The following is a 15,289-nucleotide window of genomic DNA, read 5'->3' as shown; positions in this document are numbered from 1 at the left end:
CTGTGTGCTGCTGTTTCTAGCGGCATGTTTTGCTGTGTCATTTTATATCGAGCCACTACGCTTCGTTACTGTTATTTTGCTGTGGATATGGATAGGACTTTGTTTTTGGGACTTATTGATGCTGCATCTGCCGCGCCATCAAATTAAAATCCAGCGACAGTACCCAGACAAATTGTCCAATGGCGATAATAATTCCTTTAAGATCACGCTCGTCAGTTCATTCCCAATGGCGGTTAAAGCTCGAATCTTAGAAGAGGTTCCTGTGTTGCTTCAAATGCGCAATAACGAATTTTCCCTGCGCCTATATCCACGTAAAGAACATCAAGTGGAATATAAACTTGCGCCAAAAAAACGCGGTGTATATGCTTTTGGTAAATGCAATGTCTTGATTAGCCATTTAGGTCTATTCGAGCGTAAATTTATATTGGAGGAAGAATTGGGAATTCCATGTTACCCATCATTTATTCAGATGCGAAAATATCAGCTCTTGGCGACGACGGATCGCTTGGTGGAAATGGGTGTGAAACGTATCCGAAGGATAGGCAGTACCATGGAGTTTGACCACATCAAGGAATATGTAAAAGGCGACGAATATAAACACATGAACTGGAAGGCGTCTGCAAAATATAAGCGACTCATGGTCAATCAGTATCAAGAGGAAAAATCACAGCCCATCTATTCGATCATTGACATCGGAAGAGTGATGCGCATGCCTTTCAATGAGATGACTTTGTTGGATTATGCGATCAATTCGACGCTTGTGCTTTCTAATGCCGCCATCTTGAAGCAGGACCGTGCTGGGATGCTGACTTTTGGTAAATCCTGCGAAAATCACATCGCAGCAGAGCGGAATAATAAGCAGATGAAGCTTATTTCTGAAAAATTGTACGGTATTACCACGTATTTCGAAGAATCAGAATTTGGTAATCTTTATGCTTTCCTACGTCGAAAAATAAACAAGCGCTCTTTAATCTTCCTTTACACAAACTTCGAGACTTTGGACGCGCTGAATAGACAACTTCCATTTCTCCGGATGATGGCCAAAAGCCATATTATCGTCGTGGTGGTCTTTAAGAATACTGAATTGCAGGAAATGTCCAAGAGCGAAGCCAAGAATACGGTTGAAATATACAATAAGATTATCGCCGAGAAATTAGTGTATGAGAAAAACCTAATCATTCAGGAACTGAATCGTAACGGACTACAGACAATTTATACAGCACCCGAAGATTTAAGTATTAAATCCATCAATAAATATCTTGAGATCAAAGCCCGGGGCTTAATCTAATAAAAAAGGCGAAACTGAATGGTTTCGCCTTTTTTATTTTAAAGCTGAAAAGCTTCTTTTATTTTATCCACGTAATCTAATTTTTCCCAAGTGAACAATTCCACTTCGAGAGTCTTAGTTTCACCGTTTGTATTTTCAAAAGTTTTGGTGACTTTCTTATTTGTTCTACCCATGTGACCATACGCGGCTGTTTCTGCATAGATTGGGTTGCGTAAGCCTAATCGGGTCTCGATACCATAAGGCGTCATATCGAAAAGCTCAGTGATTTTCTGTGCGATTTCGCCATCTGTAGCATTCACTTTGCTTGTGCCATAGGTATTTACATAGATTCCCATTGGATCTTTCACGCCGATAGCATACGATATTTGAACCAAAATTTCATCTGCTACGCCCGCAGCAACTAAGTTTTTCGCAATATGACGAGTGGCGTATGCTGCCGAACGGTCTACTTTGGAAGGATCTTTACCCGAAAAAGCTCCACCACCATGCGCACCCTTGCCGCCGTAAGTGTCTACGATGATTTTGCGGCCTGTCAATCCGGTATCCCCGTGAGGACCTCCGATTACAAATTTGCCGGTAGGGTTAATATGAAATTTGATATTGTCTGTGAACAAAGCCTGAAGCTCGGGCTTCAGTTGTGCTTTTACACGTGGAATCAAAATATTCTTAATGTCTTCTGTGATTTTCACCAACATATTTGGTTCGGTGTCAAACTCATCATGTTGAGTCGAAATCACTATGGTATCAATACGTTGCGGTTTGTGATCGTCGCTGTATTCTAAGGTAACTTGCGATTTTGCATCTGGACGCAAATACGTGATTTCTTTATTTTCACGTCTCAATTCTGCTAATTCGTACAACAAACGGTGCGCAAGGTCCAAAGCCAAAGGCATATAGTTTTCAGTTTCGTTGCTCGCATATCCAAACATGATACCTTGGTCACCCGCACCTTGATCTTGTCTTGTCTTACGGTCTACACCTTGGTTGATATCAGCAGATTGCTCGTGTATGGCAGACAATACCCCACAAGAATTTGCCTCAAACATATATTCAGATTTTGTATATCCAATCTTCTCAATTACCGAACGCGTGATCTTTTGCACATCTAAATAGATTGTGGATTTTACCTCACCTGCCAACACCACCTGTCCGGTCGTCACCAACGTCTCAATCGCTACACGAGAATCCGCGTCCCAAGCTAAGAAATTGTCAATTAACGCATCTGAAATTTGATCGGCTATTTTGTCAGGATGGCCTTCCGATACAGATTCGGACGTAAATAAGTATGCCATAATTATTTTTGTTTTTTTCGATATTAAAATAAAGGAGAGGTGCTATCGACAGATAGAAGTGAAAAACAAGATAGAATGGTTTTTAGCACTTTTTTTTCGTGGTTGCAATCTCCCTTTTTACTTAAGATTTGTAAAATGCAAATCAGTCCACATTTTTATTTGGTCGCAAAGTTACAACACTTTTATTATTATCACAATACGCTTGGTGGATTATATTAATTTTTATACATCGTGAAATTTAGATTATATTTACTCGGTTGATTATAGATATGGAACAGAAGAATATTCTATTTGTTATTAATCCCATTTCGGGAGGCAAGAAAAAAACTGCTTTCAATTCGAAAGTCTTGGAGGTGTTGGATTTAAAAAAGTTTAAGCCTACTTTCCAGCAGACTTCGCGAGCAGGCCATGCCTATGAATTGGGTAAGATGGCGGTGGAAGAGCAGTATGACGCGGTAGTAGCAGTGGGCGGTGATGGTACAATCAACGAGCTTGGCGCGGCATTGATTGGGTCAAATATCCCATTGGGCATTATTCCTGAGGGATCGGGCAATGGTCTTGCATTATACTTAGGCATCCCGATGAATGAAACAGCGGCCATCAAGCGCTTGAATCGCTTCGAGACAGCAGGGGTCGATTGTGGTATTGTCAATGGCAAGCCTTTTTTTAATATCGCAGGTTTGGGATTTGACGCTTCGGTATCCGATAGATTTGCAAATGATTCTATTCGCGGTCCCATTGGCTACCTACGCTCGGCAATTAATGTTATTAGTAATTATAAGCCTTGCAAATATGAACTGACTATTGATGGTCAGCATTACGAGCGTGAGGCCTTTATGATCTCGGTGGCTAATTCCCCGCAATATGGCAACAACGCTTATATCGCGCCCAATGCTTCGGTCAATGATGGGCTACTGGATGTATGTATAGTACATAAGTTCCCCTTATATATATTACCCATGATGGTATTTCATCTTTTCAATCGGTCGGCAGACCAGTCGGAATACGTGGAGATCATCCCGGGTAGGGATATTCTGATAAAGCGCGTGGACGACGGGCCTATTCACGTGGATGGAGAGCCGATAGCACTTGCGGGCAATCTACATATTCAGGTGCAGCCTAATGCGCTCAATATAATCTGTTAAGTTTTAAGTTATAGTATGGCAAAGCAAAAGAAACAACGCTTCGAAGGTATTGTGTATTCCACAGACGATTCTTACGCGTATGAGATGAACAACGAGCAAGACGTGGATACTTTACCTGTGCAGCAGCAAAAGTTAAAAATACAATTAGACAAGAAATCCCGCAAAGGAAAGGTTGTAACAATAGTGGATGGTTTTATTGGACGTGAGGAGGATTTAGAGGATTTAGCAAAGTTATTAAAGCAAAAGTGTGGTGTGGGTGGAAGTGCTAAAAATGGAGAAATCTTGGTACAAGGAGATTTTAAACTCAAGATCCATGAAATATTAAAAATCCTTGGTTATCAGGTCAAACTCGTAGGTGGATAGAATAATTTGACTGTATAACCAGTTTATTCAAAGATTGTTACATACTGAAAGGTAAGGTGGGTGTGAATATCTAGCTTCAATGTTGGTAAGTGTTTGCTTACTTATTTTTATACGGAATGCCCTGATTAATTTGGATATACAAAAAAAAATAGTTTTTATTGCATTATATTCTATAAATGGACATTCTAAAAATCACACATAAGAATAGGATTGCTGCGCTGCTCGTTCTTATAGACGTCCAAAAAAAGAATTATAAAAAACACTTGAAAAATTTGAAATTTATATCAAAATAGTATATTTGTTTTGACAGTAGTCAAAATGATGCCAACAATTTTGCATTATTTTAATAGAATTAAACATAATAATTAAACAACAGTAAAAATCTAAAACTTAGTAAAAATGGCAAACGCACCAAAAACTACTAGCCCAGCAAAACAAGAAAGTGGCAATTCAGGTAATTTATTTGCGAGTTTAGCAATCGTTATTTGTTTCGTAATTGGATACCTTATTTGGAATTATGTAATGGGTAATCCAAGCAACTTTATCGATGGCAATCGTGAGAATCAACCTCTACCAGGTAACTATGGTGGTATGGTTTACCATGCAGGTGTTGTCGTACCTGTGTTAATCGGTTTATTCTTGATGGTATGGGTTTTCTCAATCGAGCGTTTCATCGTGATTGGTAAAGCTTCAGGTACAGGTAACGTAGGTAACTTCGTAAGAAAAGTACAATCATTATTAAAAACAGGAAGCATTGACTCTGCTATTTCTGAGTGTGACAAACAAAAAGGTTCTGTTGCAAACGTAATCAAAGCGGGTTTATTGAAATACAAAGATGTAGAAGCTAACCCAGGCTTAGATGCAGAAAAATCGGCTTTAGCAATCCAAAAAGAGATTGAAGAGACTACAGCATTAGAAATGCCTATGTTAGAGAAAAACTTAAACGTACTAGCTACATTAGTGTCTATTGGTACGTTGACAGGTCTATTAGGTACGGTAACAGGTATGATCAAGGCCTTCTCTGCATTAGCGACAGGTGGCGCTCCAGATTCAGCTAAATTAGCAAACGGTATCTCTGAGGCCCTTATCAACACAGCTACAGGTATCGCTACTTCAACATTCGCGATCATCATGTACAACATCTTGACTGCTAAAATTGACAAATTAACTTATTCTATCGACGAAGCTGGTTTCTCAATCGTTCAAACTTACGCTGCGAACCACAAATAAGATGTGCTAAAAAATATTTCAACTTTTTTTATGGAAAGTGAAATTCAAAAGCATCATTAAGTAAACGAATAGAGTTGTTAATAAATAAAGGTTAAAGAAATGGGTAAAGCAAAAGTAAAAAGAGCCAGTACATCGATCGATATGACCGCGATGTGTGATGTATCTTTCTTGCTTCTAACATTCTTCGTTCTTACAGCTACAGCTAGACAACCTGAGACTCTGACTGTGGATACAGCACCTTCGTACTCTCAAGCTAAATTACCTGATGGAAATTTAGCGATTATCACAGTAGGTGATGAAGGAAAAGTATTCTTTAAAATGAGCGATCCAAATGTACGCGTAGAGACATTGCAAAGAATGGCTAGCAAATACGGAATGGAATTCTCACCAGAAGAATACGCTAAATTCAAAGGTCTAGAAGATTTTGGAGTGTCGATCAAAGCGATGAAAACTTTGTTAGCTGCAAACGATTCGGAAAGAACAGCAGAAAAGCAAAGAGGTATCCCTGTAGATTCTACACAGAATCTAACGAACGAATTGTTCTCTTGGGTAAAAGAAGCTCGTGTAGCATCAGCTAATATATTGCGTAACAAAGCGATGGAAGACGGAAAAGATCCGGATGATATCGAACTTATGACAGTAGCTATTAAAGCGGATGCGGATGAGAAGTTCCCAAGTTTGAATTTGATAATTGAGACATTACGTAATCAGAAACAAAATAAGTTCAGTTTTGTAACTGGTCTTAAAGCTGATTAATAATTAATAATTAGATGGCAGAATTAAATCAAGACTCCGGTAAAGGAGGAAAAGGAGGAAAAGTAAGATCTAAGAAAAATGGCGGTAAGGTCGATCTTACAGCCATGGTAGACTTGGCATTCTTATTGATTACTTTCTTTATGTTGACAACATCGTTGAATAAGCCGCAAGCCATGGACGTTGCGATGCCAGACAAAAACGTTGAGCAGGACAAGAATACTGACGTAGACGTGGATGAGCACCGTAGTGTGACCCTAGTATTGGGTTCTGATGACAAGCTTGTATGGTATCAAGGCGATGTTAAGAATCCTCTTCAAGGTCCAACAGTAATTGATTATAGCAATGAAGGATTACGTAGCGTATTATTGAAAATGCAAAAGCTTGTTCCACAACAAGCTGGAGGAAAAGATGTAATCGTGGTAATCCGTCCAAGCGAAAAATCAGTAACGCGTAATATCATTGACGCGTTGGATGAAATGAAGATTGTAGACATAAAACGTTATATGATATCTAACCGTATCATGGATGACGAAATTGAGCTATTGAAAAAAGAAAATCTTTATAACGACTAGTATCGTCGTAAAGGCTTTCATAAAAATATACTAATATGTTTGAAAAATTAAATATATTTAAAAGTGAGTGGCTTGACGTAGTCTTCGAAAATAGGAATAAATCTTACGGAGCTTACGAGCTACGTAAATTAGGCCCTAAAGCCACTAACACGGCGATGGCTATTGTAGCCGCAGTGGTAGCAGTATTTAGTATTCCGCAAGCTTTCAATTTAGATCTTTTCAGCAGTAATGATGGACCTAAAGAAGAAATTGCATTTACTGAAGAAGTGACTTTAGAGGATCTAGCTGAAAAGCTTCCTGAAGAAGAAGAAAAGCCTGTGGTACAGGAAGAGGCTCCTAAAATAGCCGAATCTAAGCCCGCGCTAGACGTCGTTGCTCTTCCAGAAATCAAGCCTGTTCCTAAGGAAAAGGCCGTGACTGAAGAAGTGGCCACAGTAGAAGAAGCTACAGATAAGAAAAAACTTATCGGTCCTGTAGCGATGAAAGGTATGAAAGGTGGAAGCATTACTACCGAAGGTAAATGGGGTACAAAAGATGTAGCGGGTGCTGCAACAGGTAGTACGAAAGGAGTCGAAGGTGGAACAGGTAATGCGGATGAGATCTTCCAATCCGTGGAGATCCAACCAGAACCGCCGGGTGGTTTGAACGCTTTCCGTAAATGGATCGGGGATAACTATCAATATCCACAATCAGCAATTGATGCTAACGTAAAAGGAACAGTACAAGTGACATTCGTAGTTGAGAAAGACGGTTCATTGACAGATATCAAAGTGCAACGTGACTTATCATACGGAACTGGCCAAGCTGCTATCAACTTATTGAAAAAAGCTAAAAAATGGAGCCCAGGTATCCAAAACGGTCGTCCAGTACGTGTCGCATATTCACTTCCTATTCGTTTGGATTTAACTAACATGTAATGAGTTATAATTCAGGAATGGATAACAATAAATTTAGACAGAAATCGCCAACAAAGCGATTTCTGTCTATTTTAGGCCTATGCATGTTTTTATTTTATTTCATCATAGGTTTACTGATAATCTTTTGGAAAGATTTTCCAATCGATATTGATAAGACATATAAGAATATGTTTGGTATTTTGCTAATCGTATATTCTTTTATGCGTTTTGCACGCTTGTGGCAAAATAACTTTCGTTAAAAAATGTTAAGGATTAATCCTTTGATTGTTTAGTTAATCATATTGGTAATGAATTTGTTCTATAAGATTATATATGTTGTTACTGCTGTTGTTTTCTTGACTTCATGTCAAGACGCCAAGCAAAAAAGTAATAAGGATGATATATTATCCGGAGAAGTGTCGGTATTGGTCGACGAGTCATTGCTTCCGATTATTATAGAGCAAAAAGAGGTCTTTGAGAGTTCGTATTATAACGCAAAGGTTAAATTAGTAAGCAAGCCAGAAGTACAGGCAGTAAATGATTTAATCAAAGGTGACGCTTCTATTATTATTCTTTCGCGAGAGTTGACAGAAGTTGAACGTAAATCTTTTGATGAAAGATCAGTGGTGCCAAGAATATATTCTATAGCTTACGATGCTGTAGTAATGGTAAGCAGAGCAGGTCAAGATACGACGATTAAAACATCGGATGTAATTGATTTAATGACAGGTAGAGCTGTAGCCGGCAAATCCCTTGTTATTGACAACCCAAATTCTAGTGTCATAAGATATTTTAGAGAACTGGGTAAAATAGATAAAATAGCGAATACGTATATTCAAGTGAAAGGTACAGCAGATAGCATACTGACAACTGTAGCAGAAGGGAATAATCAAATTGGGATTATGAGCTACAATCAATATTTATCTTTGCAAAGTTCTTTCACAGAAAAAGATAAAATTCGTATCTTGAGCGTGTTGAATGACACTTTGGCCACGCCGAAGTACGTCAAGCCGACTCAAGCCTCCTTATCTACGGGCGAATATCCGTTGCGCAGAGAGGTTAAGATCTTGAACTACCAGCCACATTTGGGATTAGGTATGGGATTCTCGGCTTTTCTAACTGGTGATAGAGGACAGCGTATAGTATTGAAATCAGGTTTATTACCTGCAAAGATGCCGGGAAGAGAAATTATAGTGAGAGATAAAATAAATTAGTAAATAACTAAAGAACATAAATAGAATGATGACAAAAAGCAAATTGTTTTTGAGTTTATTAGCGGCAGGAGCTGTAGTAAGCACTGCTAATGCTCAAAGTTTAAAAGATGCGAAAGCGGCTCTTGATGCAGAGCAATATGATAAAGCTAAAAGCATCTTACAAAATTTAGTTGCTAAAAAGCCAAAAGATGGAGAAAACCATTTTTACTTAGGTCAAGTGTATTTAGTGAATGAAAAATTGGATTCCGCTACATGGGCTTTTAACAATGGTATTACGAATGCTCCTAAAGAAGCATTAAATACAGTGGGTTTAGGTATCGTAGAATTAGAAAAAAATAATGTAGCAGCCGCTGAGCAAAAGTTCACTCAAGCAACATCTAGTTTAGGCAAAAAAGACTATTTACCGTTATATTATATTGGTAAAGCATACATTGATGCACCTAAGCCCGATTATGCGAAGGCGGTAGACTATTTATCACAAGCAAAAGCCAAAAATGCTAAAGATGCATTGATCCCTGTTTCATTGGGTGATGCTTACTTAGGATTGGGTGAAAATAGCCAGTCTTTTATAAATTATCGTGATGCATTAAATATAGATCCAAATTTAGTAAAAGCCAAAGTACAACAAGCATTAATCACGCGTCGTGCTTTCGCTTTTGACGAGGCGTTGAATCAGTATAACTCGATTGCTGCGGAATATCCAAATTATGGTCCGGTATATCGCGAGATAGCAGAAACAGAATTGCAAATCGCTAAACGTATGCCTGATAACACAGATGAGCAAAAAGCAGCGTACGAAGCTCAAGTAGCAAAAGCTGTAGATAGCTACAAAAAATACCTATCGGTGACAGGCGATAAATCATCTGATGCATTGGTACGTTACGCGGATTTCTTGGTATTTGGTCAAAAATATGATGAGTTAAAAACTGTAGCTCTTCAATTGGAAAATGTACCGGGTGTAGATGCTAAAGTATACCGTTACTTAGGTTTGATCGCTATCAACCAAGATAAAGATCCTGCAAAAGCAGTTGGTTACTTTGACAAATTGTTTGCAAACGCTGAAGAGAGCCGTCTTATTGCACTTGATTATTTATTCGGCGGTTTTTCTAATATCGAGGCTGGTGACAAAAACAAAGGTCTTCAGTATTTAGGAAAAGCTTTGCAAATGGATAAAGAATTGATCAATGAGGTAGATGGATACGGTAGAAATGCATTCAATGCTGAGAACTTCGAAGCGGCAGCAGCTATCTTCAATGTTCCAGCTCAACAACAAGGAGAACCTTGGTTTTACGAAGCAAACTACTTAGTAGGTGATGCAAACTTCCGTGCCGGTAACAAAAAGAAAACAGCTGGTGAAGACGGGACTCAAGAATTTAATGATGCAATCAAAGCTTTAGATGTAGTAATCAACTCTACAGACTCAGCAGCAGCAGAATTCAAAGTACCTGCGTTATATATCAAAGGTTATAGCAATTATAATTTAGATATTATCGACCCTGAGCAACCAGAATTGCATAAAGGATTGTATTTACCAGCGTTCACGCAGTTAGAGAAAGTTCTTACTGACAAACAAGCAGCTGGTGAGCAGTTGACAGAAGATGAGGTTGTGAAGTTGACTGATGTTTATAACGTAATTGGATACTACCACATCTTAAAAGAAGATTATGCTAAAGCTGCTGGTATTTTCAAAAAAGCAGTAGCGTTGACTCCTGGTGATGAGGTTGCAACACAATACTTAGAGGCGTTGAAAGATTTTATTAATTAATAATAATCAAGAATACAAATCTTCTAAAAGGGGAAACTGATTTCAGTTTCCCCTTTTATTTTTTGATAAAAGTTATATATTTGCTTTACAACTGAAAACTAAACTTATATTATGGAAAATTTACAAGGACAAAACCTTCCTGTTGATTATCTGCCCATCCTTATTCAATTAGTTGTTGCGGCGGGGTTTGGAATTACGACCATTATAGGCACACATCTGATTGGACCCAAAGTGCGTACAGCGAATAAACTAACGTCTTTTGAATCGGGAGTAGAGGTCATCGGTAATGCACGTCAACCATTTTCCATCAAATATTTTCTTGTAGCCATCCTGTTTGTCATTTTTGATGTGGAGGTTATCTTCATGTATCCATGGGCTGTAAACTTCAGGGAGTTTGGTATGGAAGGATTGATAGAGATGTTTATTTTCATGGGCTTATTGCTCTTGGGATTCATTTATGTCATTAAGAAAAAAGCACTGAATTGGGATTAAGAACCATTCTAAATAACATTCCATTATTCAATTTAAGGAATAAAAACATTAAATTGAACAACGTATAAACCGAGGAAAAGAATAACTTATTATGAGCAAGATCACCTTAGCGGAGGCGCCTCCAGGAGTGGAAGGTGCTGGATTTTTTGCCACTACTTTAGATAAAGCGATTGGATTAGCTCGAGCGAATTCCCTATGGCCTTTGCCATTTGCGACTTCGTGCTGTGGGATTGAGTTTATGGCCACTATGGGTTCTACCTATGATTTGGCGCGTTTTGGTGCGGAGCGTCCTAGTTTTTCTCCTCGTCAGGCGGATATGTTGCTGGTGATGGGTACGATAGCTAAAAAGATGGCTCCTGTATTGAAGCAGGTGTACATACAGATGGCGGAACCACGATGGGTAATTGCGGTTGGTGCTTGTGCGTCTAGTGGAGGAATATTTGACACCTATTCGGTGCTGCAGGGCATTGATGAAATCATACCCGTAGATGTATATGTACCGGGTTGTCCTCCTCGCCCTGAGGCTATTCTAGACGGCGTACTAAAATTGCAAGACATCGTCAAAAATGAATCGCTAAATAGACGCAATACACCGGAATATAAAGCGCTGTTGGAGAAGTATGGAATAGAGACTAACAATGGATAAACTAACTAATCAATATATAATAGATAATTTGCAGGGTAGGTTTGGAGATGCTGTAGATGTGATAGGCGAGCCACATGGGCTATTGACTATTCGTGCTACGGTAGATCAGATAATCGATTTATTGGTGTATCTCAAAAACGAAGAATCGCTGCGGTTTAATTATTTAACGGATATTACAGCAGTACATTATCCTAATCAGGAAAAATCTTTTGCGGTTGTATACCATCTGCATAACTTATTTCAAAACTTCCGGATACGTATAAAGGTGTTTTTGGAGACAAATAACCCAACTATTCCTTCCGCTACTGCGGTGTGGAAAGGTGCGAACTGGATGGAACGCGAGACTTATGATTTCTATGGAATCAATTTCGAAGGACACCCTGATTTGCGTAGAATCCTAAATATGGATGAGTTGGATGTCTTCCCGATGCGCAAAGAATATCCATTGGAGGATCCGAACAGAGTGGATAAGAAAGATTTTTATTTTGGCCGATAACTTGAAAGAATGTAAATGAGCAAACCTATTACCAAAATAACACCAAATAAACCGGTATACGAGGATAATGATCCGCAAGATGAATTAATTACCCTGAATCTAGGTCCTACGCATCCAGCTACGCACGGCGTATTTCAGAATGTACTACAGATCGATGGGGAGCGTATTGTGAGTGGAGTATCAACAATTGGGTATATTCATCGTGCTTTTGAAAAAATCGCGGAGCACCGTCCATTCTATCAAATTACGCCATTGACGGATCGTCTGAATTATTGTTCCTCGCCGATCAACAATATGGGCTGGCATATGACTGTAGAGAAGCTGTTGGATATTGAAATCCCGAAGCGTGTGCAGTATATGCGGGTGATTGTGATGGAATTGGCACGTATAGCCGATCACATCATCTGTAATGGTATTTTGGGTGTGGATACAGGCGCTTTCTCGGGCTTCCTTTATGTGATGCAGGAGCGGGAGTTTATCTATGAAATCTACGAAGAAATTTGCGGTGCGCGTTTGACAACGAATATTGGGCGTATTGGCGGTTTTGAACGTGATTTCAACGACACGACCTTCAAAAAGATAGAAGAATTTCTGGAGCGTTATCCGCCGGTTCTAAAAGAATTTGAGGAATTATTTGTTCGCAATAGAATATTTATAGAACGCACGGCGGGTGTGGCGGGAGTGACACCGGAAGAAGCATTAGAATATAGTTGGTCAGGACCAATTTTGCGTGCCACAGGGGTCGATTATGATGTGCGTGTGGTGTCGCCTTATTGTTCTTACGAAGAGTTTGATTTTGAAGTTCCTGTGGGGACGAATGGTGATGTTTACGATCGATTCATGGTCCGCAACGCAGAGATGTGGCAATCATTAAGCATTATACGTCAGGCTCTGGATAAAATTAAAAAAGAACCAGCAGGTGTATTTCATGCGGATGTTCCGGAATTTTATTTGCCTCCAAAAGAACAAGTATATAACAATATGGAGGCCTTGATTTACCATTTCAAAATTGTAATGGGTGAATGGGAAACTCCAAAATCAGAAGTATATCATTCGGTCGAAGGGGCTAACGGGGAATTGGGGTTTTATCTAATCCATGACGGAGGGCGTACACCTTATCGACTGCATTTCCGAAGACCATCATTTATTAATTATCAAATGTTTGCGCCGATGAGTGCAGGGATGATGATTTCGGATGTGATTATAAACATGAGTAGTTTAAATATTATAGCTGGAGAATTAGATGCTTAGTGTACAAGAAAACTTTCCTGTAGAATTTTCGGACGCACTCTTGGCCAAATTTGCTGAAGTGGTGAGTCGCTATCCTGCAGGTAAACAAAAATCTGCTTTACTGCCTATTTTGCATCTGGTACAGGCTGAATATGGTTGGTTGAGTACCGATGCTATGGATAAGGTCGCGGCATTTTTGCAGATCAAGCCTATCGAGGTCTATGAAGTAGCTACGTTTTATACCATGTATTTCCTGCGACCACAAGGGAAATATGCTTTAGAAGTTTGTCGTACTGGACCGTGCTGTTTGGTAGGGGCAGAGCGTATTATGAAGCATATTGAAGACCGTCTAGGCGTGAGAGAGGGAGAGGTCACTGCGGATGGATTATTTTCTTGGCGCGGTGTAGAGTGTTTGGCGGCTTGCGGTTATGGGCCAGTATTACAGATTGGCCCTGAATATACATTTTACGAGAATTTAACGGAGGAAAGTGTCGATCAGCTGATTGATACTTTGCGAAATAAAGCTAAAGAGGCATAATCATTATGGGACGTAAATTATTATTAGAGCATATCAATGAGCCGGGAATTAACACTTTTGCCGTATACCGTCAAAAGGGAGGTTACCGTGCTGTAGAAAAGGCTTTGAAAACAATGTCGCCCGATGATGTGGTCGAAGAAGTAAAGAAATCAGGCCTTCGTGGCCGTGGTGGTGCGGGATTTCCGACTGGCTTGAAGTGGAGTTTCTTGGCTAAACCAGAAGGTGTGCCGCGCTATTTGGTCTGTAATGCTGATGAATCAGAACCCGGTACGTTCAAAGACCGTTATTTGATGACGCACATTCCACACGCATTGATAGAAGGCATGATCGTGTCAAGCTATGCGTTGGGAGCTCATACATCGTACATCTATGTGCGTGGTGAGATGATGCCTCAAATTCGGATTTTGGAACAAGCTATCGCAGAAGCGAAAGCGGCGGGACTGTTGGGTGATAACATATTAGGCACGGGATATAATCTAGAAATATATGTACAGCCGGGTGGTGGTGCTTATATCTGTGGAGAAGAAACGGCATTGTTGGAATCTTTGGAAGGCAAGCGCGGCAATCCGCGTATCAAGCCTCCATTCCCGGCGATCGCTGGTTTGTACGGCTGCCCTACCGTGGTAAATAATGTTGAATCTATTGCAGCGACAGTGCCTATTATTAACGATGGTGGAGAAGAGTATGCTAAAATAGGAATAGAACGTAGTACCGGTACAAAATTAATTTCTGCGTCTGGGAATATCAATAAACCAGGTGTATATGAAATTGAGTTGGGTGTTTCGGTCGAAGAATTTATTTATTCGGATGAATATTGTGGCGGTATAACCAATGGCAAGAGCCTAAAAGCGTTAGTGGCAGGAGGCTCGTCTGTTCCTATTCTTCCAGCAAATCTGATCACCAAAACTGCAGCAGGGAATTCGCGTTTGATGACTTATGAATCATTAGCTGAAGGTGGTTTTCAGTCAGGCACGATGCTGGGTTCGGGCGGTTTTATTGTGTATGACGAAGATCAATGTATTGTACGTAATACGTGGAATTTTGCTCGATTCTATCATCATGAAAGCTGTGGACAATGTTCACCTTGCCGTGAAGGTACAGGATGGATGGAAAAGGTGTTGCACAAGATAGAACATGGTCATGGTACCATGGATGATATAGACTTGCTTTGGGATATACAACGCAAGATAGAAGGAAATACAATTTGTCCATTGGGTGATGCTGCGGCATGGCCTGTAGCTGCGGCAATTAGGCATTTCCGTGATGAGTTTGAGTGGCATGTATTGAATCCTCAAGAGTCACAACAACGAAATTATGGTTTGGCACATTATGCAGATCCATTGGAGCCTGTAGTTCAATAGATATT

Annotated in this window: 16 protein-coding genes; 15 read left to right on the top strand and 1 reads right to left on the bottom strand. The window is 39.7% G+C overall.

The window, feature by feature from the left end; genetic code table 11:
- The first annotated feature begins 4 nt into the window (after positions 1 to 4).
- A complete protein-coding gene (locus EDC17_RS04290; protein WP_243646038.1) occupies positions 5 to 1,288 on the top strand; it encodes a DUF58 domain-containing protein in 1,284 nt (427 codons plus the stop codon).
- Between the two features lie 38 nt (positions 1,289 to 1,326).
- Here the strand turns inward: EDC17_RS04290 and metK are convergent, their stop codons facing one another.
- Positions 1,327 to 2,580 (bottom strand): methionine adenosyltransferase, encoded by a 1,254-nt coding sequence (gene metK, locus EDC17_RS04285; RefSeq protein ID WP_132776911.1) that lies wholly within the window; start codon positions 2,578 to 2,580, stop codon positions 1,327 to 1,329.
- Positions 2,581 to 2,849: 269 nt separating this feature from the next.
- Here metK and EDC17_RS04280 point away from each other — a divergent pair, with 269 nt between their 5' ends.
- The 14 genes from EDC17_RS04280 (at position 2,850) to nuoF (ending at position 15,284) form a co-directional block, all read left to right on the top strand.
- A complete protein-coding gene (locus EDC17_RS04280) occupies positions 2,850 to 3,725 on the top strand; it encodes a diacylglycerol/lipid kinase family protein (RefSeq protein WP_132776910.1) in 876 nt (291 codons plus the stop codon).
- Between the two features lie 15 nt (positions 3,726 to 3,740).
- Entirely contained in the window at positions 3,741 to 4,088 is a 348-nt protein-coding gene (locus tag EDC17_RS04275; protein ID WP_132776909.1) for a translation initiation factor, read from the top strand.
- A gap of 399 nt (positions 4,089 to 4,487) precedes the next feature.
- Positions 4,488 to 5,318 carry a MotA/TolQ/ExbB proton channel family protein gene (locus tag EDC17_RS04270; protein ID WP_132776908.1) on the top strand — a complete coding sequence of 277 codons (831 nt, stop codon included), beginning with the start codon at positions 4,488 to 4,490 and terminating at the stop codon, positions 5,316 to 5,318.
- Between the two features lie 99 nt (positions 5,319 to 5,417).
- Entirely contained in the window at positions 5,418 to 6,074 is a 657-nt protein-coding gene (locus EDC17_RS04265; RefSeq protein ID WP_132776907.1) for an ExbD/TolR family protein, read from the top strand.
- A 14-nt stretch (positions 6,075 to 6,088) separates the two neighbouring features.
- Positions 6,089 to 6,646 carry an ExbD/TolR family protein gene (locus EDC17_RS04260; RefSeq protein WP_132776906.1) on the top strand — a complete coding sequence of 186 codons (558 nt, stop codon included), beginning with the start codon at positions 6,089 to 6,091 and terminating at the stop codon, positions 6,644 to 6,646.
- A 35-nt stretch (positions 6,647 to 6,681) separates the two neighbouring features.
- Positions 6,682 to 7,563 carry an energy transducer TonB gene (locus EDC17_RS04255; protein WP_132776905.1) on the top strand — a complete coding sequence of 294 codons (882 nt, stop codon included), beginning with the start codon at positions 6,682 to 6,684 and terminating at the stop codon, positions 7,561 to 7,563.
- A gap of 287 nt (positions 7,564 to 7,850) precedes the next feature.
- On the top strand, positions 7,851 to 8,756 hold the full coding sequence (locus tag EDC17_RS04245; protein WP_132776904.1) for a PstS family phosphate ABC transporter substrate-binding protein: 906 nt from the start codon (positions 7,851 to 7,853) through the stop codon (positions 8,754 to 8,756).
- Positions 8,757 to 8,781: 25 nt separating this feature from the next.
- Positions 8,782 to 10,521, top strand: coding sequence for a tetratricopeptide repeat protein (locus EDC17_RS04240; protein WP_243646037.1), 1,740 nt, complete (start codon positions 8,782 to 8,784; stop codon positions 10,519 to 10,521).
- Positions 10,522 to 10,632: 111 nt separating this feature from the next.
- Complete coding sequence (locus tag EDC17_RS04235) at positions 10,633 to 11,013, top strand: NADH-quinone oxidoreductase subunit A (protein WP_132776903.1); 381 nt, start codon at positions 10,633 to 10,635, stop codon at positions 11,011 to 11,013.
- Positions 11,014 to 11,104: 91 nt separating this feature from the next.
- Positions 11,105 to 11,659 carry an NADH-quinone oxidoreductase subunit B gene (locus EDC17_RS04230; RefSeq protein ID WP_132776902.1) on the top strand — a complete coding sequence of 185 codons (555 nt, stop codon included), beginning with the start codon at positions 11,105 to 11,107 and terminating at the stop codon, positions 11,657 to 11,659.
- Positions 11,652 to 12,155 carry an NADH-quinone oxidoreductase subunit C gene (locus tag EDC17_RS04225; RefSeq protein ID WP_132776901.1) on the top strand — a complete coding sequence of 168 codons (504 nt, stop codon included), beginning with the start codon at positions 11,652 to 11,654 and terminating at the stop codon, positions 12,153 to 12,155. The genes EDC17_RS04230 and EDC17_RS04225 overlap by 8 nt, the downstream gene beginning before the upstream one ends.
- A gap of 15 nt (positions 12,156 to 12,170) precedes the next feature.
- Positions 12,171 to 13,406: an NADH-quinone oxidoreductase subunit D gene (locus EDC17_RS04220; protein WP_207895674.1), complete on the top strand. Its 1,236-nt coding sequence runs from the start codon at positions 12,171 to 12,173 to the stop codon at positions 13,404 to 13,406.
- Positions 13,399 to 13,923: an NADH-quinone oxidoreductase subunit NuoE family protein gene (locus EDC17_RS04215; RefSeq protein ID WP_132776900.1), complete on the top strand. Its 525-nt coding sequence runs from the start codon at positions 13,399 to 13,401 to the stop codon at positions 13,921 to 13,923. The genes EDC17_RS04220 and EDC17_RS04215 overlap by 8 nt, the downstream gene beginning before the upstream one ends.
- Positions 13,924 to 13,928: 5 nt before the next feature.
- Positions 13,929 to 15,284, top strand: a complete 1,356-nt coding sequence (gene nuoF, locus EDC17_RS04210) for an NADH-quinone oxidoreductase subunit NuoF (protein ID WP_132776899.1) — start codon at positions 13,929 to 13,931, stop codon at positions 15,282 to 15,284.
- Positions 15,285 to 15,289: the final 5 nt, after the last annotated feature.

Source organism: Sphingobacterium alimentarium (assembly GCF_004342685.1).
Taxonomy (GTDB): Bacteria; Bacteroidota; Bacteroidia; order Sphingobacteriales; family Sphingobacteriaceae; genus Sphingobacterium; species Sphingobacterium alimentarium.
This window is presented reverse-complemented; position numbering and strand designations above follow the sequence as displayed.